This window comes from Rhodoblastus acidophilus, assembly GCF_900187365.1.
Taxonomy (GTDB): domain Bacteria; phylum Pseudomonadota; class Alphaproteobacteria; order Rhizobiales; family Beijerinckiaceae; genus Rhodoblastus; species Rhodoblastus acidophilus.
Genome location: NZ_FYDG01000002.1, coordinates 1 through 21,269 on the forward strand (window position 1 = coordinate 1; position 21,269 = coordinate 21,269).

Here is a 21,269-nt window from a genome sequence, read left to right on the forward strand (position 1 = left end):
CCGTGGCGGACGGCGATCAGCGCCGGCACATGGACGCCGGCCGAAGCGAGCCGCGCGCCGAAGTCCGGCGCGAGCGCAGTCAGTTTGACCGCCTCATCGAGGAGGCCCAGCACCGTCGCGGCGAGACCGAGTTCGGCGGCGACCGCCGCCCCGCCCGGGATGAGCGCAGCAATCGCCGCGCCGTCCGCCGCGCCCTCCTCCAGAGCTTCGATCACGCCAGATGCGGTCGGATGCTTGACCGCGGCGCCTATGGCCGCGACCAGCTTTTGCAGATTGAGGCTGTCGAACCGCTTGACCAGCGCATCGACGGCCTGGAGGCGTGCGGCGGCGTCCGTCATTTCGCGGCGACGGCCGCGCCGGTGGCCTCGGCGGTCGCGTCAGCCGGGACGACGCCCAGGGCCGAGAGCTTGGCGAGGATCAGCGGGCGCAGGTTGGCGCCGAGCCACTTCGAGATCGCGGGCGCGGACGACACGGCATATTGTTCGGCGGCGGCCAGGACCAGATTGGTGGTCGAGAGCGACAGCGTCTTGCCGGCGACCGCGCCCTCGACGGCGCCGAAGCCATAGTTGACCGCCTTGCTGATCAGGTCGTCGGTCAGCAGCACCTTGACATAGGCCGGCGCCCATTTGGCGACGACGAAGGACAGCAGCGCGATCGCGAGCGAGGCGACCAACGGCAGATCGCGCGGCCGATATTCGGTTTTCTGCTCGGCGCCGTCGCGCGCCACAATAGAAATATACGGCACGTCGCAATCCAGATGGATATGCGAGGGTAGCAGGCTTGTCACCTCCTCAACCCCCATGCCGGTCTCCGAGCAAAGCAGCAATGCAACGCGCGCATCAAGATTGAGCCCCGACAGCGCGCCCGGCGCCAGCAGGACGCCCTCGACAAATTCGCGCGGGATCGGCGGCCGGCGCTGCTTGCGCTCATCGAGCGCCAGCCCTGAAAACAGCGATCCGAGATTGAGCCCGATTTCGTCACCGACGACATGCAGGATCCGCGACACCTGCCCGAGCTGCTTGTTCGCAGCATTGCGACCCAACGATTCGGCCTCGATGCGGTCGACCCACCAGCGATGAAATTTCCGAGCGTCGTCGCGGGTAATCTGGTCCAGGCGCTTATCCTCGCCGACCACCGCGAGAAAATTGTCGATCGACAGCCGCCGCGCGTTTTCCCAACGACGCAACTGGTCCTCACGCTTGCCGAGGTTTTCGCCTTTGCACAATTCCTTGTAGCGTTCGAACGCGGTCGAGAGCGTCACCTCAGGGCGCGGGACCATCCCAAGCAGCGCCTCGCGCGCGCCGCGATCGTGCGGCCGATCGGCAAGCGCCTCGAAGCGCGCGAGAAGATCGGGCAGCAGACCAGCGACGACGTCGGGAGCAGCGCGATAGACAAAGCCTTCCAGCCGCGCGCGCTCCAGCGCCGCCTGATAGCGCGCCCAGGCGTCGCGGTCCTCCTGCCCCGTAAGCGAGGCCCATAGCGTCTCAAGCTCGCGCTCGGCGCCAATGGCGGCCAGTCGCGCAGCGGCGAGATCGCCCGTGTGGAGAGAGATGCGAACGATGACCCGACGATCGAGAGCGGCAAACGGTTTCGGCACGCGGCGGACGTAATAGTAAACGCCGCCCCGCTTCGAGATTCGATCAATCGCTGTCTTGGACCCAGCCATCGCGCGCCACCAATGTTGCGCACTTTGTTACACAGTTAATCGCAATTTTGGCAAGAGATGCGCCGCGCGTCTTTTCCCAAGCCTTTGATTTTCTTTGGTTTTATGCCGATTGTTCAAGCAAAAGCTCTGGCTGGGGCGGCAGGATTCGAACCTACGAATGGCGGAATCAAAATCCGCTGCCTTACCACTTGGCGACGCCCCAAAACCCGAGTCGGCCTGGACCATAATGGCCTCGCCGCCGCCTCGCAAGCCGACTTCCCGATTTTTGTCGTCGTCACAAAGGGAAATCGGCCCGGCGCTCGCGGGCGCGGTCCCCGGAGACCGCGCCCGCGTGCTGAATAACCTCAGCGGTCGTAAATGATGCGCGCGCGCAGCGTGCCCTCGATGCCACGGATGTCATCGAGGATCTGCTCGGCCACCTCCAGAGCGCCATCGGCCTCGATCACCACATAACCCACCTGGCCGTCCGTCTGCAGGAACTGCGAGGCGATGTTGAGGTCGCGGCTGGAGAATGCGTCGATCAACTTGCGCATCACGCCCGGCACATTGCGGTGGACGTGCATGAAGCGCGTGCCGGTCGGGCGCGGCGGCAGCTGCACCTGCGGGAAGTTCACCGCGCCGACGGTCGAGCCGATGTCGGAATAGTCAATCAGCTTGCGCGCCACTTCGGCGCCGATGCGCTCCTGCGCCTCCTCGGTCGAGCCGCCGATGTGCGGGGTGATCAGCACATTGTCCAGCCCCTGCAGCGGCGAAGCGAATTTCTCGCCATTGCCCGCCGGCTCCTTCGGGAAGGTGTCGACCGCCGCGCCGAGCAGGTGGCCGCTCTTCAAGGCTTCGGCCAGCGCATTGACGTCGACCGTGGTGCCGCGGGCGTTGTTGATGAAATAGGCGCCCTTCTTCATGGCGGCGAACTGCTCGGCGCCGATCATGTTCTTGGTCTGCGGCGTTTCCGGCACATGCAGGCTGACCACGTCGGACTGCGCCAGCAGCTCCTCCAGCGTGTGCGTCGGCTCGGTGTTGCCGTGGCGCAGCTTGTCCATGATGTCGAAATAGACCACCCGCATGCCCATGGCTTCGGCGAGATAGGACAACTGGCTGCCGATATTGCCATAGCCGACGATGCCGAGCGTCTTGCCGCGCACCTCAAAACTGTTGACGGCGCTCTTGTCCCAGCCGCCGTTGTGGCACTCCATCGAGCGCGTGGGAATGCGGCGCAGCAGCATCACGATCTCGCCGATGGTGAGTTCGGCCACCGAGCGGGTGTTGGAGAACGGCGCGTTGAAAACGGGAATGCCGCGCGCGGACGCCGACGGCAGCGTGACCTGATTGGTGCCGATGCAGAAACAGCCCACCGCCATCAGCCGGTCGGCGTCTTCGAACACCTGCTCGGTCAGCTTGGTGCGCGAGCGGATGCCGACGATGTGCACGCCATGCAGCGCCTCGCGCAGGGCGTCGCCGTCGAGGGCCTTGGTCAGGCGGGTGACATTGGTGTAGCCGGCGTTTTCGAACAATTCGACCGCGCTCTGGTGGATGCCTTCGAGCAGCAGGACTTTGATCTTGTCTTTGGAAAGCGACAGACGTGCGTTCACATTCTTCTCCTGATGCATCGACCGCCGCCACAAAAGGGAAAAGCGCGAAAGCGGAGGGCTTTCGCGCGACGGGCTGGGCCGCTTCTGATCGCGCATGGACGTTTCCGGAAACCGGAGGCCGCTTTCCGGGACGACGCGTCCGCGTCCTATCAGACTTTGGATTTCAGTGGAATGGGTTGTTTGGCGCCGGTCTCGTCGCGGATGGCGAAGCGGTAGCGCCCCTGCTCGTCAAAATCGACCTGATAGGACAGCCGGTCGATCACGCGGTTGTCGCGGTCGAAGGCCAGCACTTTCGGATTGAGTTTGGGGATTTCCTGCGCGTCCACATAGATCGACGAGCAGATGATCAGCGCGTCGCCCGGCTGGCAGGTGCGCGCCGCCGCCCCGTTGAGGATGCAGCAGCGCGAGCCGCGCTCGCCCAGGATGACATAAGTCGAAATCCGGGCGCCGGAATGCTTGTTCCAGATCTCCACGAATTCGAGCGGCAGAATTCCCGCCTCCTCGCAATGATCGGGGTCCAGCGTGATCGAACCGTGATAGTCGATATTGGCGTCCGTCACGTGAATTCCGTGCAACTTGGCGCCGACAACCTTGCGCATTGACGTGTCCTGACAGTCTGGGCGGAGAAGGCCCAAAAATACTCGCCCGCTGAATAGCTTTTTTTCGCGGGAATCGCCAGCCCGCGATTCCCGCCGCGTCACCCCTCCGAATCAGGCGTGAAATCCAGCGCCACCCCGTTGATGCAGTAGCGCAGATGGGTGGGCGGAGGCCCGTCCTCGAAGACATGGCCGAGATGGCCGCCGCAGGCGCTGCAATGCACCTCGACGCGCACCATGCCCCAGGACGTATCGCGGCTGGTCTCCACCGCCCCCGGCAGCGGATCGAAAAAGCTCGGCCAGCCCGTGCCGCTCTCGAACTTTTCCTTCGAGCGGAACAGCTCCTGGCCGCAGCCGACGCAACGAAACGCGCCGGCGCGCTTTTCATGATTGAGCGCGCAGGAGCCGGGCCGCTCCGTGCCATGGCCGCGCAGCACCTCATATTGCTCCGGCGTCAGCAGGGCGCGCCATTCCGCGTCGCTGCGCGAAACCTTGAAATCTTCGGCCATTCGAATCTCCAGGCGGGGAACTGGGCCTTAGATGGGAGATGCCTGCCCAGCCTGCAAGATTTAAAGCGTTTTCACGCGAAGCGGAGGCCGGTCCGCGTGAAGAAAACGCGTCCGAACGAGACTCTAGCGGGCGATCTCGGCCTGCTCCTCCTCGACCGGCGCCATCACGCCATCGTCGCGCAGGGAAAAGTCCTGGCCGCGCCAATGCAGCTGGCCCGGCAAAAAGCTGCCCCAGAACAGCAGGAACCCAAGGACGTCGCGGACCGGCGCCAGCGCCAGCGACCGCGCCTGCCCGGGAAACCGCTGGTCGACCTCATCATGCAGCGTCACCCGGCAGATCAGCGCGGCGAAGAAGAGAAGCACGGCGCCGGGGGCGAAGCCGGCTAAAACCACGGCCAGCAGGCCCCAGGCCAGGGTGTGCGTGACGATGGTGCCGAAATAGCCGGCGGGATCGAGCGCGCGGATCGTACGCGCCCAGCGGACTTCCTGCCGCCAGAGATCGGCGAAGCTGCGCTCGCGATGGGCGTGCAGCACGACGAAATCCGCCACCGCAACCTTCAGCCCCAATCCGCGCACCAGCGCGCCGAGCACGAAATCGTCGGCCAACTGGTCTTTCAAGGGAACGAAGCCGCCGATCCGGTCGAGCGCCTCGCGGCGCAGGGCGATGGTGGCGCCGACGCAGGGCTTGGCCATGTTCAGCGCCAGCCCGGTCGCGACATTGGGCAGAAAGGTGTAATCCACGCCCATGGCGCACAGCCGCGACCAGATCCCCTCCATCGCCACGCCGCGATAAAGGCAGGTGACCGCGCCGACGCCCTCCGGCTCCAACGCCGCCGTCAGCCGGTTCAGATAATCCGGCGCGACGATGATGTCGCTGTCGGCCAGCACCACGATATCGCCGGAGATATGCCGGGACAGGTTGATGAGATTGTCGACCTTGCCATTGCCGCCATGCCGCGCCGAATCGATCACCAGTTCGGCGGTCAGTCCGGCCGGCGCGCCCGCAACCTCGCCGGCGCGCACGGCGGCGACGATGCGCCGCGCGACGATCGCGGCGGGATCGGCGGCGTCGTGAACCCCGAACAGGATTTGCACCGGGCCGTCATAGCTCTGGCGGCAAAACGTGAGCAGGTGATCGGAAAGGCCCGGCTCGGCGCCATAGAGCGGCTTCAGGATGGTGACGCCCGGCGCATTGCGCGGCGCGGCCTTGGGAGCCTCGCGCGGAAACCGCCGCACCGCGAAGATCGACAGCAAGGTGTAGAGGCAGGAAACCAACGCCAGAACGCAAACCACAACAACCGGCAAAGAGGCGACAGAAAAGTCGCCTCCGTCCAACACGGTCAGCATTCGCGTCTCCTTCAGCGCTCCAGCAGACTGGCCGTCCGCTTGCGCAAATCCGCCAGCGACAGGCCCCGCAGGGCGCGCCGCCACTGCGTCAACTCGGATATCGAGCCATTCGCCAATATATCGCCAATGCGCCAACCTTGTGGCGTGGCCTTGACCACATAATCAATCGGCATCGGCTGGCCGGACGTCGGGATCATGCGGGTGCTGACCACCAGCGCGCCGTCGCGCTGCGCCGTCTTGGCGTCGCGTTCAAATCCCTTGGCTTCGACGAATTCGAACCGCTGCGCGTAAGTCGCGGCCACGTAATCGCCGAAACTTTTCACCCATTCGGCGCGGTCGGCTGCGGGCAGGTCATCGAAGCCGGGGCCATGGGCCAGCTTGGCCATGCCGTCGAGATCGAAGGCGGCGTCGAGCGCCGGGCGCAGCGCGTCGAACCGCTGCTGCAGGCTCATCTTGCCGGCCTGGCGCAGCACGTCGATCTGGCTGTCCTGCAATTTCTGGACGATGGCGACCGCCTCGTCCGCATCGGCGGCGACGGCGGGAACGGCGAATGCGGGAATGGCGGCGATGAAAGCAAGAACGGCGCGGCGATCAAACACTTCGGGCTTCCTCCTCGGCGCGCTTTTCGCGCGAGAACAGCGCGGACAGGCTCTCGCCCTCCAGCCGCCGCCACAGCAACAGGCCGGGCGCGCCGCACAGCAGGTCGGGAATGCGCTTGATCAGCGACAAGGCGATGGCGTTGGGCGAAGCAATCCCGAAAGCGGCGCAAAGCGCGATGAAGCCGCCCTCCTGCACGCCCCAGGCGCCGGGAATGAGGAATCCCGCCGCCTTGACCGCATGGCCCAGGCTCTCGATGGTGACGGCGGTGGCGAAGGAGCGGGGATCGCCGAGCAGATGCAGCGCGAAATAAATCTCCAGCGCGCCGATGAACCAGATCGTCATGTGGATCGCCAGCGCCCGGGCGAGGCCGGAGCGGTGGCGCAGGATGACGTCGAGCCCGGCGCGCAGCGCCGGCAGGCCGACCACGGACGGCCATCCGGTCTGGCTCTCGATCTTCTCGGCCAGACGGTCGAGCGCCGGCATCGACAGAAGACGCGGCGCCAGCCAGAAGCCGGCGATGGCCGGGACCATGACGGTCGCGCCGACCACGGCGGCCAGCGTCAGATCGGCCTCGACCCCCGCGTAAAACAGCAGAATGACGCCGATCACGGTGAAAGCGGCCTGTGTGGCCGTCTGAGCCAGCAGATCGACGATGACGCTGGCGCCCGCCAGCCCGCCCTCGACGCGGCGTTTCTTGAGCAGTCGCGCGCCGAACACATCGCCGCCCACCGCCGCCACCGGCAGCAGGTTGTTGATGGATTCGCGCACCCAGCGCAGCTGGCAGAAAATCCACGGCGCGGGACGCGGCTTGGGGATCAGGAATCGCCAGGCGAAACCGGCGCCAAAGGTCTGAACGAAGCGGAGCGCGGCGATCGTCAGCGCGCCGAACAGACCGATCTGCGCGAACGCATGCGCGACGTCGCCGGCGCCTTCGTAGAAGGTCAGGGCGGCGAACAGGAGGAGACCGAGGAACAGTCCGAACGCTGCGGCTTTTTTCATCGGATCGCCTTACCCGGAATCGCCTCGCAAGTCAGCCCTCCGGGGCGCCGGCGCCCAAAAAAAAGCCTCCGCGATGCAAATAAGTCGCGCTTTTCGCAGGGGCGCCCGCGCGCCGGCGCCGCCCGCCCGTCCCCGTTGCGATCCGTCTTCATCGCCCCTTCTTGGGGGGCGTGGCGTTGGCGCGCGCGAACGCCTCGGCGAAGGCGTTGCCCGCGCTCGACCGTCCCTGCGGCTGCCCCTGACGCGAAAAATCCTGCCGCCCGCCCTGCGGACGGCCGCCCGAGGGCGCGCCGCGTCCGGCCTTGGCGTCGAAGGCGTCGTCGAGACGCATGGTCAGCGCGATGCGCTTGCGCGGAACGTCCACCTCCAAAACCTTGACCTTGACCACATCGCCGGGCTTGGCGGCCTCGCGCGGGTCCTTGATGAAGGTTTTCGACATGGCGGAAATATGCACCAACCCGTCCTGATGCACGCCAATATCGACGAACGCGCCGAAAGCCGCGACATTGGTCACCACGCCCTCCAGCACCATGCCGGGCTTGAGGTCCGACAGGGTTTCGACGCCTTCCTTGAACGTCGCGGTCTTGAACTCGGGACGCGGATCGCGCCCGGGCTTTTCCAATTCCTTCAGCACGTCGGTGACGGTCGGCAGGCCGAATTGCTCGTCGGCGAAATTTTTCGCGTTCAGCCCGCGCAAAATCTTGGAATCGCCGATGAGAACGTGAATGTCGGCCTTGGTCGCCGCCAGAATCTTGCGCACCAGCGGATAGGCTTCGGGATGCACGCCGGAGGCGTCGAGCGGGTCGTCCCCGCCCCGGATGCGCAAAAAGCCGGCGCATTGCTCGAACGCCTTGGCGCCGAGGCGCGGCACTTTCTTCAGCTCGGCGCGGGTCTTGAAGGCGCCGTTGGCGTCGCGGTGGGCGACGATGTTGCCGGCGAGAGATTCGCCCAGGCCCGACACGCGCGACAGCAGCGGCGCCGAGGCGGTGTTGAGATCGACGCCGACGCCGTTGACGCAATCCTCCACCACCGCATCCAACGAACGCGACAGCTTGAACTCGGCGAGATCGTGCTGGTACTGGCCGACGCCGATGCTTTTGGGGTCGATCTTCACCAGTTCCGCCAGCGGGTCCTGCAACCGGCGCGCGATGGAGACGGCGCCGCGCAGGGTGACGTCCATGCCCGGCAATTCGCTGGCGGCGTAGGCCGAGGCCGAATAGACCGAGGCGCCGGCCTCCGACACCACGATTTTCGTGATCTTGCCGCCCAGTTTCGTCACCAGTTCGCTCGCGAGCTTGTCGGTCTCGCGCGAGGCCGTGCCATTGCCGATGGCGATCAGCTCGACCTTATGTTTCATGCACAAGGCGCCAAGCAGGGCCAGCGCGTCATTCCAACGCCGCTGCGGCTCGTGAGGATAGATCACGCCGGTGTCCACCACCTTGCCCGTGGCGTCGACCACGGCGACCTTGACGCCGGTGCGGAAGCCGGGGTCGAGGCCCATGGTGGCGCGCGGCCCCGCCGGCGCCGCCAGCAGCAGGTCGCGCAGATTGCCCGCGAACACCTTGACCGCCTGATCCTCGGCGGTCTGCCAAAGCTTTGCGCGCAAATCCACGGAGAGCGAGATTTTCAGCCGGGTGCGCCAGGCCCAGCGCACCGCGTCCATCAGCCATTTATCGCCGGGGCGGCCGCGATCGGCGACGCCAAAACTGGCGGCGATGGCCTGCTCATAGGCCTTTTCGCCATTGGCCTCCATGTCGGCGGCGCTCTCCGGCTCCAGCACGAGGTCGAGCATCTCCTCCTTCTCGCCGCGAAACAGCGCGAGAATGCGATGCGACGGCAGCTTGGTCAGCGGCTCGAAAAAGTCGAAATAATCCGAATATTTGGCGCCGTCCTGGGTCTTGCCCTCGCGCACTTTCGAGACGAGACGGCCGCGGTTCCAGAACGCTTCGCGCAAACTGCCGACCAGTTCGGCCTTTTCGGTGAATTTTTCGACCAGAATGGCGCGGGCGCCTTCCAGCGCCTCGTCCGGCGTTTTCACGCCCTTGCCCTCGTCAACGAATTTGGCCGCTTCCACCTTGGGGTCGAGCGCGGGATTGGCCAGCAATCCCTCGGCAAGCGGGGCCAGCCCGGCCTCGCGGGCGATGGTGGCCTTGGTGCGGCGCTTGGGTTTATACGGCAGATAAATGTCTTCGAGCTGCGCCTTGGTGTCGACGGCCAGCACCTGCTTCTCCAGCTCGGGCGTCAGCTTGTCCTGCGAACGGATCGACTCCAGCACAGCCTTGCGGCGGTCCTCCAGCTCGCGCAGGTAACGCAGGCGCTCTTCCAGCGTGCGCAACTGGGTGTCGTCCAGCGCGCCGGTCGCCTCCTTGCGGTAGCGGGCGATGAAGGGCACGGTCGAGCCGGCGTCGAGCAAATCGACGGCCGCCGCAACCTGACCCTCGGCGACCTGCAGTTCCTGAGCGATTCGGCGGTTGATGGCGTTCATGAGACGGCCTCGATCCTTGGCTGGGGGGTCCGACGCGAAAGCTTGCTGATGGGGGGGCGCTTTTACCCCCCGCCGACGACGGGGTCAAAACCGGCGTTGTGGAAAAGGCGCGGATGCGCCCCCGACGGCGAGGCGCGTAATTGACAAGACCTGTCGACTAGCGGAATTTCGGGCATGGCGCGCTTAACCAAGAACGACGACAAACCCGCGATCACCGATCCGGCCGCGCTGGGCGTGGCGGCGGACCAGGCGAGCGAATTCCTGAAATCCCTGGCCAATCCCGTTCGGCTGCGAATCCTGTGCATGCTGGCGGATGGCGAAGCCACGGTCGGAGAAATCACGGACCGGCTGGCGGCGCGGCAGAGCCTTGTGTCGCAACATCTCGCCCTGCTGCGCAAAGATGGGCTGGTGAGCGCCACCCGCGACGGCCAGAGCATCCGCTATGCGCTGGCCGACATCCGGGTCGAGCGGCTGATCGGCGTGCTCTACGAAACGTTTTGCCCGCGCGGCTGACTTGCAAGAGCGCAAACGCGCGCCGCTCCGCCTTGTGAAATTCGCCGGACGCACGATCTCTTCGCGCTGAAGGAGTTTTCATGAGCGCGACTGTCCGCAAAATCCTATCCCTGTCCCACGGCGAGGCGACGTCGGACGGCGACGGCGTCCGCATGATCCGGCTGGTCGGCTCGCAGGCCCAGCCGCCGCTCGACCCTTTCCTGATGCTGGATTTTTTCGGCTCGGAGCGCGCCAGCGACTATCTCGGCGGCTTCCCCGACCATCCCCACCGGGGATTTGAGACCGTCACCTACATGCTGGCCGGGAAAATGCGGCATTTCGACAATCACGGCCATTCCGGCGTGATCGAAGCCGGCGACGTGCAATGGATGAAGGCGGGGCGCGGGCTGATCCATTCGGAAATGCCGGAACAGACCGAAGGTCTTATGCGCGGCTTCCAGCTCTGGATCAATCTTCCCCAGGCCGAGAAAATGGCGGCCCCGGCCTATCAGGAGTTCAAGGCCGCGCAAATTCCCGAGGTTTCGCGCGCGGGCGCGACCGTCAAGCTGATCGCCGGCGCGGCGGACGGCGTCGAAGGCCCGGTGAGGGCGCCGCATGTCGACGCCGTTTATTTCGATATCGCGCTCGCGCCCGGCGCCGTCTTCGCCCATGACCTGCCCGAAACCCACCAGGGCTTTTTCGTGCTCTACGAAGGCGAGGCCGAGGCGCCCGGCGCGCGCGGCCCCGTCGCCTTGCGCGGGCTGACGCTGGCGACGCTCGGACCCGGCCGCACGGCGCGGCTCACAGCGGGCGCGAATGGGGCGAAGGCGCTGCTGCTGGCGGCGCGCCCGTTGCGCGAGCCGGTCGCCTGGAGCGGCCCGTTCGTGATGACCACGCGCGAAGAACTGCGGCAGGCTTACGCCGACTATCAGGCCGGCGAATTCTAGCCCGTCCACATCTTCAATCGGCCGCGTCCAGCGCTTCAAAAGTGACGCGCCGGTTGCGCCGGCGGTCCGCGCTGTTTTCGGCGGCGATGGGCGCGTGATCGGCGCGCCCCACCGCGATCAGCCGCTGCGGCTCGATCCCGTGATCGACCAGCAGGTTTCTCACCACATCGGCCCGCGCCCGCGACAGAGCGAGGTTTTTCGGCGGGGGGCCATGGGAGTCGCTGTAGCCGACCACCCGCAACCGGCTGTCGGTCGCCTTCAGCAGCGCGGCGATCTCGGCGATCTGGCGCCGGGCCTGATCGGGATCGAGGAAATGGTCCTCGTCAAGAAACAGAATGACAACGTCGCGCGTCAGACGTTCCAGACGCGCGCGCGGCGTCTCCGCCTCCGCCGTCCGGTCGGCCTGCCATTTCTCGGCCCGGTCGAGGCGGTCGGCGAGCGCCGCCAACCGCTGCCGGTCGGCGCGCATCTCCGCCGCCATCTCCTCCATCCGCTGCGACAATCGGGTTTCGCCATCCCCGCCGCCGATCCGCGCCATCCGCAGCTCCCAGCGATAAGGCGTCGCGTCCGGCAAGGCGCGGACGAAGGCGTCGAGGTCGGCGTCGGCGGGGGCCAGACCGGAGAGGAGGGCGACATGGGCGTCGCGATCGAACGAAACGCGCAGCGGCAAGCTCGCCAACGCCGGCTGCGCCGCCTGGGCGGCGGCGGCAAGCCGTTGCAGACGCGCCTCCGGCCCCTCGCGCAAAATTCCAAACAGCGCCGCGCCCAACGCCAGCAGCGCCGCCGCCGCAATCGCGACGCGCGCGGGGGTGAGTCGCAGCCCTTCGGCCCCCTTCAGGCGCCCCACCACGCCCGCGAGATCGGCGTCCGTGGGTTTTTCGTTCTTGATCAGGTTCTTGAACGCGGCGTCCAGCCGCGCCCTGTCCTGCGGATTCGGCTCCGCCGAAAACTGCGCCGCCAGGATCAGGCGCGGCGACGCGCGCATCAGCACGCGGCCGCCATGAAAATTCATCACCCGCAATTCGGCGGGCGGATGGATATCGCGCGACGAAAACTGCTTGATCGCGGCCACCAGCGTCGAGGTCGGCTCGACCGCCAGCCCCTCCTGGCGCCAGGAGGCGATCACGGCGAAGCCGGGTTTCTCCAGCGCCAGAATCCGGTTCAGTTTCGGCTTGGGCGGCGCATCCTTGTCCGGCGGACGGCTCGCCTCGCCCCAAATCCGCCGCACGGCGCCCGGCACGGGACGGAGCGCGGCGGCGCGGGCCAGCAAGGCCGGCTCCGCCTCGATTTCCCCGCCGATGACGTCCACCAGCAGCGGCGCGATCTCCTGCGCCAATTGCTGATGATTGGCGACTTCGGCCCGCCGCAGGGCTTCGCTCAGCGCGATCGCCGCCGCCTGATGCAGACGCGCGCGCGGCGCTTGCGGCTGAGCCTGGGCATGACCCGGGGCTTGGGCCGGGATTTGGGCCGGGGTTTGGGCAGGCCCTGGCGCCGGGACGCGGGCGGCGTCATCCGGCGCCTGCGTCGGGTCCCGAGCGGGCAATTCCTCTGATCCAGTCATGCTATCGCTTTGATATCCCTTGCGACCGCGTTCGCGCCCGCATGGCGATCCCTCATCATTGCGGCGTGATTAAGACGCCGGCCGGATCGGCGGAGGATTTCGGCGCCGCCGCTGGCGCGCGTCAGCGCGCCTCGACCGGAACGGCGGCCTCGTTGCGCCGCAGGAAGGGAACGGTGAACGGGGCGTCGTAATAGAACATGAAGGGCTCGCCCGCCACCTTCCATTTCGACCGGACCAGCTTCGAATGCAACTGCCGCTGGCGCAGCCAGGCGACGCCGCCCATCCCGGTGAAGCGCAAAACCGCAAGGGTCTGCGCCGGGACCGCCTCCAGCTTGACCCGCGCGTCCCGCGGCGTCGGAGCGGTGGACAATTCGTAAGAGGCCGGCAGGAAGAACGCCATTTGCCGTTCGGAGCGCCACACCGGCGCGGTCATGGCGATGCGCTCGCCGACCAGATCCGCCGGACCGACGGCGACCGGGGCGGTCATGGCGATGCGGTCGGCCTTGGCGTTGGCGCCGGCGATATAGTCGAACAGCAGCTTGAACGCCGCGCCACGGTCGAGAAAGCGCGTGGAAAAATCGACCGTGGCCGCCACGCGGGGGACATAGCGGCGGATTTCGACATCGTCGATCCGATCGACGACGGCGTAGCGCGGCTCCTCGTAAAGACGCACGCCGACCACATTGAAAAGCGATTCGATCGCCAGCACGCCGTAATAGGGAATCGCCTGCAAGGCCGCCTCCTGTCGCTGCGGCGAAAAAGCGCTCCAGCAAGATTTGGTTCCGAACGGCGCGCGTTCAAGCCCAACGCCGCTCAGGCCTGCGCCAGCGCCCGCCCCACCGCGTCGAGCGTCATCCGCCAGCGCCGCCGCAGCCGTCCGCTTTCGCGCGCCGCCGACAGAGCGAGCTTTTTCTCGTTCATCGCCCGCCAGGCGCGGCACAGCTTCACCAAAGCGGCGGCGCCCATATTGCCGGCCATGCTTTCCAGCGCATGCGCCTGCCGCAGCAGCGACGACATATCGCCCCGCGCCAGACTTTCCTGCAGCTCCTCGACCAGCCGGGCGGCGTCGCCGGCGAATTGCACCAGCAATTCGCGCAAAAATTCCGCGCCGCCGAGCCGGCCGAGCGCGGCCAGGGTCGCCGCGTCCATCGCCGCCGCCTCCAGCTCGGCGCCGCGCGGCGCGGCGGCGTCTTCACTCTCGCCCACGCCCTGGGCTTCGGACCGGCGGCCCGCGCTGGCCATTGCGACGGCGGCGGCTAGGGCTTCCGGCGCAATCGGCTTGCACAGGCAATCGACCATGCCCGCGGCGCGGCAGCGGCGCCGGATTTCGGCGCTGTCGTCGGCGGTCAGCGCCAGCATCGCCGCGCCGCCGCCCGCGGCGGCGTAAATGCGCGCCGTCTCCACCCCGCCAAGGCGCGGCATGTTGACGTCGAGCAGAACCACGTCGAACTTTTCGCGCAACATCGCCAGCAAGGCGGCCTCGCCGTCGCCGACCACCCGCGCCTCATGGCCGGCGCCGGCCAGCAGCTTCGCCAGCACGCGGCCGTTGACGGCATTGTCCTCCGCCAGCAGGATTTTTAGGCCGCGCCGGGGCGCCGCCCCGCACAGGCCGGCGAGTTCGGCGGCGACCCGCCGGCCGCGCGAAAGCGCCGCCGCGTCGTCGCCGCAGGCCAGAACCGCCAGGGCGTGACGGCGCGCCACGGCCAGAATATCGGCGCCCTGGCTCAGCGACAGGCACGGCGGCGCGTTCGACGCGTCGGCCTCGGCGGCGCCCGCCTCCACTTCGACCGCCGGCCAGCGCAGGCGGAACGCCGCGCCCTCGCCGGGGCGGCTGTCGAGCGCGATGGCGCCGCCCATGGCCTCCAGCCTGCGGCGCACGATGGCGAGGCCGAGGCCGGCGCCGCCGAATTTTTCGCGCACGCTCGGGTCGCCCTGCCGGAACGGCTCGAAAATGCGGTCCCGCGCCTCCGGCGCGACGCCCGGGCCGGTGTCGCGCACCTCGACCTCGACCCACAGCCCGTCCGGCCCGCGCCGCGCGCCGAGCCGAATCGCCACCGCGCCCGCGCTGGTGAATTTGACCGCATTGGCCGCGACATTCTGCAAAATCTCCTGCAGATGGCGCAGGTCGCCGCGAATATGGCGCGGCGCGCCGGCTTCGATCGTCAGGCCCAGGCGCACGCCCTTGGCGTCGGCCTCGACCGCCAGCAGGTTGCGCAGCCGGACCAGCAGGGCGAAAAGATCGACGGTCTCCTCGCGCGCGGCGGCGCCGATCTCGTCGCTGGCGCCGGACAACAGATGCTCGACCTGCCGCAGCAGCGTCTGCGCCGCGTCGGACAGCGTCCGCACCATGCCGCTCTGCTCGCTGTCGAGCCGGCTGCGCTGCAGCAGGCCGGTCAGGCCGACGATCGCCGTCAACGGCGTGCGCAACTCATGGCTGACGCTGGCCAGAAACAGGGTCTTGGCCTGGTTGGCGCGCTCGGCCGCCGCGCGCCCGGCGGCGATTTCGCGCAGCAGAACCGCGCCATAGAGCGGCAGAACCACCAGCGACAGCATCAGGCTGACCGCCAGCGGCGCATGAGCGCGCCAGAACGGCGTGACCGCGACCACCAGCGCGAAGCCGAGCGAGGCCAGCCCCACCGTCAAGCCCAGAAAAGCCGCGCCGAACCGCGCCCCGGCGCCGAGAATCATCCACGAAAACAATGGGAACAGATAGGCGGAGGCCCCGCCGCCCACGATCATGGCGGCGGTGATCGCCAACCCGTCCAGCGACAGGGCCAGCGCCAGGCGCGGCGCGCTGAAGGCGGGGCGCCAGCCGATATGCGCCGCCAGCGCCGCCGAGCCGGCGAGATGCGCCAGCAGAATCGGCAAACCCGCGCGCAAAAAAGCTCGCGTCTCCTCCGCGCAGCCGGGCGCCAAAAAATCGGCCGCGAACGCCGCGACCAGGGCGATGGCGGCGAGGCCGAAGCGGTTGCGCATCACCTCGCGCTCCTCGTACGGGCGCGGCTCGAACCGCGGCATCGCCACGGGTTTGTTCAACAGGGCGAAGGTCACGGTCAGGCCGGGCGTTTGAGCGCGCCGTCCGCCATCGGCGGGAACAGGTTCGACAGGTCGCGCGGCGCGAAGGGCGCGCCGAAACAGGACCCCTGCGCCTCCCGCACCCCGGCGCGCCGCAACGGCGTCAGCAGCGCCGCCTCGGCGATTCCGCCGGCGATCATCGGAACCGGCGCGGCGCGCCAACGCGCCAGCCGCCACGCCAGCCGCAGCGCCTCGTCCGGCGCGCCGGCGCAAGCAAAAGCCAGCGCCGGGCGCCAGCGCGCGACGAACGCGTCCAGCGAGGCCGGACCGTTCCCCTCCCCCGCGTCATCCTCGCCCATGGCGTCGGCCAGCGCGCCAAGATCCACCGACAGGCCCACGCCGGCGGCGGCGAGCGCCCGCGCGCCATCCTCGGCCCGGTCGGGCGCCGCGACGATCTCCTCGGCGGCGAAACGCAGGTCGAGCCAGCCCGGCGTCACCCCCGCCTCGGCCAGACGCCCGGCCAGACGCAGGGCCGCCGCCGGCGAGACGTCGTCGAGCCGCGCCCGCAGGGTGAAGCGGATCGGCCCGCGCCGGCACGCCTGCAGCGGGGCGGCGCTGCCCAGCACCGCCTCGACGGCTTCGGCGTCGCCGAGTTCGGCCGGACAGCCGTCGCGCAGCGCCTGCGCCCCCGCGACCCGGCCGCTGTTGAGATCGAGCCGCAGCGCGAAGCGCCAGTCGCTCGGCTTGGCCCGCCTTTGGGCGGGCGGGCGGCGCGCATCCAGCCGGGCCACCGGCGCCGGCGCGCGCGGCGCCTCGACGGCGGGACGCTCCGCTTCGCGGCGGGCAGGCGCCCGCACGGGGTCTTGCCCGCGCGATTCCATCGCCTGCGCCAGTTTGAGCAGGTTGCGGGCGCGCATCACGAATTCGCAATGATCGACCGGCGAGTGCAGGAAATCGTTGGCGCCGCTTTCCAGCGCCCGCAGCCGCAGCACCCGCTGATCGCGGACGGTGATCATCATCACCGGCACCCGGTCGGCGTGCGGCTGCGCCCGAAAACGCGTGATGAATTCATCGCCGTCGATCTGCGGCATGTCATGGTCGGTGATGATCAGATCGGCGCGGTTGTGGGCCAACCATTCGAGCGCCTCGGCGGGGTCGCCGAAGTCGCGGACCTCCACTTCGGGGCCAATCGACTGTGAAAGCTTGGCGTAGATCGTCCGGTTTATGCTCCGGTCGTCGACGATAACGATAATCGACATTGCCGTACCTGGATGTTGTTCTTGAATTGCAACCTACGTTCGGGAACCCAATGTCGACCAAAGAAATTAAAGGCCTGTATGCAAAGCGTTTTACTTGAGAGTACGAAAGGAGAACTGAAACCTCCGGTTGAGAAGACGGTTAAAAAGGCGTCATCTTTTTTACTTCGTCCGAACCAAACTTTTGGGAAAGCTGATGAATTGGCACACCTTCAACGATCATATCCGGCGCAATTTCAGCCAGCGGATGCAAAACGAAGGCGCGCCGCGTCATTTCGGGATGCGGCAAGACCAGAAAATCGTCGCGCCAGTCCAGCCCCTCGTAAAACAGAATGTCGATGTCGATGGCGCGCGGCCCCCAGCGCCGGCCGGGCGTGCGGCCCAGCGCGCGCTCGGCGCCTTGGGTGAGCGCGAGCAGTTCGCGGGGCGCCAAAGAGGTCCGCGCCAAAGCGCAGGCGTTGACGAAATCCGGCTGGTCTTCGACGCCCCAGGGTTTTGTTGCGTAAAGCGAGGAAATCGCGATGAAATCCAAGCCGCGTTCCCGCAACAGCGCCACGGCGCGGCGGAGCGCGCCGGCGGCGTCGCCGAGATTGGCGCCAAACCCCAGCGCCACCAGATAGGACGTCTCAGGGACGGACAAGCGCGCTCCACACTTTGAGCGCCTGCACGTGCTCGGCGACGTCGTGAACGCGGACGATATCCGCCCCGGCCTGCAGCGCGGCCAGATCCGCCGCCAGCGTGCCGGCGAGGCGATCGCTGGTGGGCGCGCCCGTCAAGGCGCCGATGAAGCGCTTGCGCGACAGGCCGACCAGCACCGGCAAGCCGAATTCCCGCTTCAGCGCGGCGGAGCTGGTGACGGCGATCAGATTTTGCTCCAGCGTCTTGCCGAAGCCGACGCCGGGATCGAGGATGATGGCTTCCCGCCTGACCCCGGCCTGTTCGGCGCGGGCGAGCGCGCGGGCGAAAAAGGCGCGCATGTCCTGCAAAATGTCGCGGGCGGGATCGGCCTCGGCGCAATGGTGCATCACCACCAGCGCCGCCCCGCTTTGCGCCGCCGCCTCCGCCAGCGCGGGATCGCCGTGCAGCCCGGACACGTCGTTGATGACCGCCGCGCCCAGCGCAGCGGCCCGGCGCGCCACCTCGGCCTTGGTGGTGTCGACCGAAACCGGCGCCAGCTTTTCACGCAGCACGGCGGTCAGCGGCGCCTCCAGCCGCGCCCATTCCTCCTCCGCCGTGACCGGCGTGAAACCGGGGCGGGTCGATTCCGCGCCGATGTCGATGATGTCGGCGCCCGCCTCGGCCATGCGCCGGGCCTGCGCCACAGCCGCCTCCGCGCCGACGAACAGCCCGCCGTCGGAGAAGGAATCCGGCGTGACGTTGAGAATGCCCATCACCAGCTTGGTCTGGCCGATCCGGGCGAGCAGATTTTTGGCGTCCATCCGGGCGGTCTAGGCCCTGGTCCCTGGCCGAGTCAAACCGTCTCGAAGTCAAACCGTCTCAACCTGCCGCTCGTCGAGCGCCACCGCCTTGACGAGGCAGTAAACCTCGGCGCGGGCGGCGATCTGCAGCGCGTCAACGGCGAGGCGGGTCAGCGAGGCGTAAAGGTTGTCGCCGCCTTCGAGTTCGATGCTGACCATCGCCAGCGGCCCCTTGCCCGCCGCCACGCCCGACACCTTGCCGCGCAGGATGGTGCGGATCGAGGTCTCCGGCGGCGGCTGGCGCGCCAGACTCACATCGACCGCCTTGATGAACACGCGCGCCTGCTCCGCCGGAACCGGGCCGGCGACGTAGATCTCGCCGGAGGGATGCTGCAGCCGGGTCAGGCGGTAATGCGCGTCGAACCGCGCCGCGCCGCAGGCGAGGCTGGCGCCGACGCCGAAACGGTCGGCCGGGCTGTCCTCGCGCGCCGAGGCGAAAATCTCCTCGGGCGGCCCGACCTCCCGAACGCGGCCGCGCTCGATCATCACCACCGTGCCGGCGAGGCGCATCACCTCCTCGATCTGGTGCGAGACCAGCACCACCGGCGTGTTAAATTCATCGCGCGCGCGCTCGACCAACTCCATCGCCTTGGTCCGCCGCGCCACGTCGATCGAGGCGAACGGCTCGTCCATCAGCAACAGGCGCGGCGCCGCCATCAGCGCGCGGGCGACGCCGACGCGCTGGCGCTCGCCGCCGGACAGCTGCGCCGGGCGGCGCGCCATCAGATGACCGATCCCCAGCGTGTCGACGACGCGCGCGAACGGCAGCCGGCGCCCCTCTTTCGGCGCGAAAAACTGGGCGAAGCGCAGGTTTTGCGCGACGCTGAAATGCGGAAACAGCTGCGCGTCCTGAAACACCAGGCCGATGCCGCGCTTGCGCGCCGGCACGAACGTCTTGCGCGCGGCGTCGGCCAACACGCGCCCGGCGACCTCGATGCGGCCGGCGTCCGGCCGCGCCAGCCCCGAAATCAGCTCGATCAGCGTGGTCTTGCCCGAACCGGACGGGCCGAACAGCGCCGTGACCTTCGACGCGCTGTCGAAGGCGACCTCCAGCGAAAAATCGCCGCGCGCGATTTTGACGTCGAGCGAAATCATGACGACAGGCCTCGCGCTTCGATCCGCATCCGCCGCGCCAAAAATTCCGACGCCACCAGCGCGCCCACCGCCAGCGCGGCGGCCACCGCCGACATCACCATGGCGTCGTAATCGCCGCCGGGCGTCTGGGTCAGCACGTAGATTTCGGCGGGAATGGTGCGGGTCTCGCCGGGAATGTTGGAGACAAAGGTGATGGTGGCGCCGAATTCGCCGAGCGCCTTGGCGAAGCCCAGCACCGCCCCGGCCATCAGGCCCGGCGCCGCCAGCGGCAAGGTCACCAGAAAGAACACCGCGAGCCGCGGCGCGCCCAAAGTGGCGGCGGCCTGTTCGAGCCGGGGATCGACCGCCTCGATCGACAGGCGGATGGCGCGCACCATCAGCGGAAAGCCCATCACCCCCGCCGCCAGCGCGGCGCCGGTCCAGCGGAAGGCGAAGACGACGCCGAAATGCTCGGCCAGAAAGCCGCCGATCGGCCCGCGCCGCCCGAACAGCAGCAGCAGGATCAGGCCGGTCACCACCGGCGGCAGCACCAGCGGCAGATGCACGGCGGCGTCGAGCAGCATCTTGCCGGGAAAATCGCCGCGCGCCAGAATGAAGGCGACCAGCACGGCGAACGGCAGGCTGCACAAAGTGGCGGTGAAGCCGACGCGCAGGCTCAACAGGATGGCCGTGATTTGCTCCGGCGTCAGGGTCGGCAGCAGGTCGCTCACGCGAACGGCCTTCTCTGCGACGCCACGGGATTGGCCGCGCGGGTCTTTTGCACCAGCGCGCGGTCAAGCCGCGCGCAAACGAAGCCCGGCGCGTCCGAGGCCTTGGCCAGCACATGGCCCCAGGGGTCGCAGACCAGCGAATGGCCGTAAGTGTGGCGAATCTCGTCCTTGATGCGATGCGGGCCGATCTGCGCGGGCGCCAGAAAATAACTCTGCGTCTCGATGGCGCGGGCGCGGCACAGCACTTCCCAATGGTCCTTGCCGGTCAGCAAGGTGAAGGCGGCGGGCAGCACGAACGCATCGACGCCCCGAGCGGCGAGCGCCTGAAACAAGGCGGGAAAGCGCAGGTCGTAGCAGATGGCGCAGCCGAATTTGAACCCCTCGGCCTCGTAGGTCGTCAGCTCCGTCCCCGGCGTGAACAGCGCGCTTTCGCGGTAGGCGGCGCCGTCGGGCGTCACCACGTCGAACATGTGGATCTTGCGGTAGAGCGCGATTTCCCGGCCCTTGCGGTCGAACACGATTGTGGTGTTGGACAGGCCGTCGCCGCCGGCGTTGCGTTCGAGCAAGGAGCCGGCGTGGATGAACACGCCATGTCTGGCGGCCAGTTCGGCCGCCAGCGCATAGGCCGGCCCCTCGCGCAGGATTTCCGACGCCGCGAGCTTGTCCTCGCGCGTTCCGCCGAGAAAATCGAACACTTCCGGCAGGCCGATCCAGTCCGGCCGCTCCTGCGCGCAGGCCTCCTCGATCAACCGCCGCGCCTGGGCGAGATTGGCCGCCTTGTCGGCGACGGAATTCATCTGGATCAGGGTGGTTTTCATGCGGCTCCTCAATATGTAGGCAAACTTGCAATTTTCACGCCGCGACACAAGTCCGGCGCGCGTTGCGCTCCCCGCTTCTTTCCGCGCCCGCAACCTCCTAAGATCG

The 21,269-nt window shown here is 67.9% G+C and carries 20 protein-coding genes and 1 tRNA gene; 2 read left to right on the forward strand and 19 right to left on the reverse strand.

All coding sequences use genetic code 11. From position 1 onward, the window contains the following. From CFB24_RS05255 to CFB24_RS05300, 10 genes are all read right to left on the reverse strand, one after another. Positions 1–338, reverse strand: a 338-nt coding sequence (locus CFB24_RS05255) for a hypothetical protein (RefSeq protein WP_141098359.1), incomplete at its 3' end; no start/stop codon positions are given. Next, on the reverse strand, positions 335–1,666 hold the full coding sequence (locus tag CFB24_RS05260; RefSeq protein ID WP_088519556.1) for a DUF6538 domain-containing protein: 1,332 nt from the start codon (positions 1,664–1,666) through the stop codon (positions 335–337). The genes CFB24_RS05260 and CFB24_RS05255, both read right to left, overlap by 4 nt. A gap of 127 nt (positions 1,667–1,793) precedes the next feature. Continuing rightward, positions 1,794–1,868, reverse strand: a tRNA-Gln gene (locus CFB24_RS05265). Between the two features lie 142 nt (positions 1,869–2,010). Next, on the reverse strand, positions 2,011–3,273 hold the full coding sequence (serA, locus tag CFB24_RS05270) for a phosphoglycerate dehydrogenase (protein WP_088520080.1): 1,263 nt from the start codon (positions 3,271–3,273) through the stop codon (positions 2,011–2,013). 131 nt (positions 3,274–3,404) lie between these two features. Then, positions 3,405–3,854 (reverse strand): aspartate 1-decarboxylase, encoded by a 450-nt coding sequence (gene panD, locus CFB24_RS05275; RefSeq protein WP_088519557.1) that lies wholly within the window; start codon positions 3,852–3,854, stop codon positions 3,405–3,407. Between the two features lie 98 nt (positions 3,855–3,952). Further along, entirely contained in the window at positions 3,953–4,360 is a 408-nt protein-coding gene (gene msrB / locus CFB24_RS05280) for a peptide-methionine (R)-S-oxide reductase MsrB (protein ID WP_088519558.1), read from the reverse strand. A 123-nt stretch (positions 4,361–4,483) separates the two neighbouring features. Continuing rightward, positions 4,484–5,707 carry a bacteriohopanetetrol glucosamine biosynthesis glycosyltransferase HpnI gene (gene hpnI, locus CFB24_RS05285; RefSeq protein WP_088519559.1) on the reverse strand — a complete coding sequence of 408 codons (1,224 nt, stop codon included), beginning with the start codon at positions 5,705–5,707 and terminating at the stop codon, positions 4,484–4,486. 11 nt (positions 5,708–5,718) lie between these two features. After that, positions 5,719–6,306 carry an ABC transporter substrate-binding protein gene (locus tag CFB24_RS05290; RefSeq protein ID WP_088519560.1) on the reverse strand — a complete coding sequence of 196 codons (588 nt, stop codon included), beginning with the start codon at positions 6,304–6,306 and terminating at the stop codon, positions 5,719–5,721. Then, complete coding sequence (locus tag CFB24_RS05295; protein ID WP_088519561.1) at positions 6,299–7,306, reverse strand: lysylphosphatidylglycerol synthase domain-containing protein; 1,008 nt, start codon at positions 7,304–7,306, stop codon at positions 6,299–6,301. Before CFB24_RS05295 ends, CFB24_RS05290 begins: the two co-directional genes overlap by 8 nt. A 148-nt stretch (positions 7,307–7,454) precedes the next feature. Next, the gene (locus CFB24_RS05300; protein ID WP_088519562.1) at positions 7,455–9,791 is read right to left on the reverse strand and encodes a Tex family protein; all 2,337 of its coding nucleotides are present in this window, start codon (positions 9,789–9,791) and stop codon (positions 7,455–7,457) included. 174 nt (positions 9,792–9,965) lie between these two features. On the opposite strand from CFB24_RS05300, the gene CFB24_RS05305 reads away from it, so the two are divergent. Both CFB24_RS05305 and CFB24_RS05310 read left to right on the forward strand, forming a co-directional pair. Then, positions 9,966–10,304, forward strand: coding sequence for an ArsR/SmtB family transcription factor (locus CFB24_RS05305; protein ID WP_088519563.1), 339 nt, complete (start codon positions 9,966–9,968; stop codon positions 10,302–10,304). A gap of 80 nt (positions 10,305–10,384) precedes the next feature. Further along, complete coding sequence (locus tag CFB24_RS05310; protein ID WP_088519564.1) at positions 10,385–11,230, forward strand: pirin family protein; 846 nt, start codon at positions 10,385–10,387, stop codon at positions 11,228–11,230. A 13-nt stretch (positions 11,231–11,243) separates the two neighbouring features. On the opposite strand, the gene CFB24_RS05315 is transcribed toward CFB24_RS05310, so the two are convergent. The 9 genes from CFB24_RS05315 to CFB24_RS05355 all read right to left on the reverse strand — a co-directional run bounded on the left by CFB24_RS05315 (position 11,244) and on the right by CFB24_RS05355 (position 21,163). Further along, positions 11,244–12,791, reverse strand: a complete 1,548-nt coding sequence (locus CFB24_RS05315) for an OmpA family protein (RefSeq protein ID WP_088519565.1) — start codon at positions 12,789–12,791, stop codon at positions 11,244–11,246. A 121-nt stretch (positions 12,792–12,912) separates the two neighbouring features. Beyond that, on the reverse strand, positions 12,913–13,524 hold the full coding sequence (locus tag CFB24_RS05320; RefSeq protein WP_088519566.1) for an SOUL family heme-binding protein: 612 nt from the start codon (positions 13,522–13,524) through the stop codon (positions 12,913–12,915). A gap of 80 nt (positions 13,525–13,604) precedes the next feature. Further along, positions 13,605–15,809: an ATP-binding protein gene (locus tag CFB24_RS05325; protein ID WP_244593104.1), complete on the reverse strand. Its 2,205-nt coding sequence runs from the start codon at positions 15,807–15,809 to the stop codon at positions 13,605–13,607. Positions 15,810–15,844: 35 nt separating this feature from the next. Next, positions 15,845–17,065, reverse strand: a complete 1,221-nt coding sequence (locus tag CFB24_RS05330) for a response regulator (protein ID WP_088519568.1) — start codon at positions 17,063–17,065, stop codon at positions 15,845–15,847. A 139-nt stretch (positions 17,066–17,204) separates the two neighbouring features. Beyond that, positions 17,205–17,702, reverse strand: a complete 498-nt coding sequence (folK, locus tag CFB24_RS05335; protein WP_244593096.1) for a 2-amino-4-hydroxy-6-hydroxymethyldihydropteridine diphosphokinase — start codon at positions 17,700–17,702, stop codon at positions 17,205–17,207. Next, entirely contained in the window at positions 17,689–18,501 is an 813-nt protein-coding gene (gene folP / locus CFB24_RS05340; protein WP_206605437.1) for a dihydropteroate synthase, read from the reverse strand. The genes folK and folP overlap by 14 nt, the downstream gene beginning before the upstream one ends. A gap of 48 nt (positions 18,502–18,549) precedes the next feature. Continuing rightward, on the reverse strand, positions 18,550–19,635 hold the full coding sequence (modC, locus tag CFB24_RS05345; protein ID WP_088519569.1) for a molybdenum ABC transporter ATP-binding protein: 1,086 nt from the start codon (positions 19,633–19,635) through the stop codon (positions 18,550–18,552). Beyond that, entirely contained in the window at positions 19,632–20,333 is a 702-nt protein-coding gene (gene modB, locus CFB24_RS05350) for a molybdate ABC transporter permease subunit (RefSeq protein ID WP_088520083.1), read from the reverse strand. Before modB ends, modC begins: the two co-directional genes overlap by 4 nt. Positions 20,334–20,341: 8 nt before the next feature. Further along, positions 20,342–21,163 carry a carbon-nitrogen hydrolase family protein gene (locus tag CFB24_RS05355; protein ID WP_088519570.1) on the reverse strand — a complete coding sequence of 274 codons (822 nt, stop codon included), beginning with the start codon at positions 21,161–21,163 and terminating at the stop codon, positions 20,342–20,344. Positions 21,164–21,269 lie beyond the last annotated feature (106 nt).

What these genes read in the sequence shown, in the direction of transcription:
- CFB24_RS05260 (WP_088519556.1), bottom strand. Translation starts at nt 1,666, where the DNA reads ATGGCTGGGTCCAAGACAGCGATTGATCGAATCTCGAAGCGGGGCGGC.
- serA (WP_088520080.1), bottom strand. Translation starts at nt 3,273, where the DNA reads ATGCATCAGGAGAAGAATGTGAACGCACGTCTGTCGCTTTCCAAAGAC.
- panD (WP_088519557.1), bottom strand. Translation starts at nt 3,854, where the DNA reads ATGCGCAAGGTTGTCGGCGCCAAGTTGCACGGAATTCACGTGACGGAC.
- msrB (WP_088519558.1), bottom strand. Translation starts at nt 4,360, where the DNA reads ATGGCCGAAGATTTCAAGGTTTCGCGCAGCGACGCGGAATGGCGCGCC.
- hpnI (WP_088519559.1), bottom strand. Translation starts at nt 5,707, where the DNA reads ATGCTGACCGTGTTGGACGGAGGCGACTTTTCTGTCGCCTCTTTGCCG.
- CFB24_RS05295 (WP_088519561.1), bottom strand. Translation starts at nt 7,306, where the DNA reads ATGAAAAAAGCCGCAGCGTTCGGACTGTTCCTCGGTCTCCTCCTGTTC.
- CFB24_RS05300 (WP_088519562.1), bottom strand. Translation starts at nt 9,791, where the DNA reads ATGAACGCCATCAACCGCCGAATCGCTCAGGAACTGCAGGTCGCCGAG.
- CFB24_RS05305 (WP_088519563.1), top strand. Translation starts at nt 9,966, where the DNA reads ATGGCGCGCTTAACCAAGAACGACGACAAACCCGCGATCACCGATCCG.
- CFB24_RS05310 (WP_088519564.1), top strand. Translation starts at nt 10,385, where the DNA reads ATGAGCGCGACTGTCCGCAAAATCCTATCCCTGTCCCACGGCGAGGCG.
- CFB24_RS05315 (WP_088519565.1), bottom strand. Translation starts at nt 12,791, where the DNA reads ATGACTGGATCAGAGGAATTGCCCGCTCGGGACCCGACGCAGGCGCCG.
- CFB24_RS05325 (WP_244593104.1), bottom strand. Translation starts at nt 15,809, where the DNA reads ATGCCGCGGTTCGAGCCGCGCCCGTACGAGGAGCGCGAGGTGATGCGC.
- CFB24_RS05330 (WP_088519568.1), bottom strand. Translation starts at nt 17,065, where the DNA reads ATGTCGATTATCGTTATCGTCGACGACCGGAGCATAAACCGGACGATC.
- folP (WP_206605437.1), bottom strand. Translation starts at nt 18,501, where the DNA reads ATGGACGCCAAAAATCTGCTCGCCCGGATCGGCCAGACCAAGCTGGTG.
- modC (WP_088519569.1), bottom strand. Translation starts at nt 19,635, where the DNA reads ATGATTTCGCTCGACGTCAAAATCGCGCGCGGCGATTTTTCGCTGGAG.
- CFB24_RS05355 (WP_088519570.1), bottom strand. Translation starts at nt 21,163, where the DNA reads ATGAAAACCACCCTGATCCAGATGAATTCCGTCGCCGACAAGGCGGCC.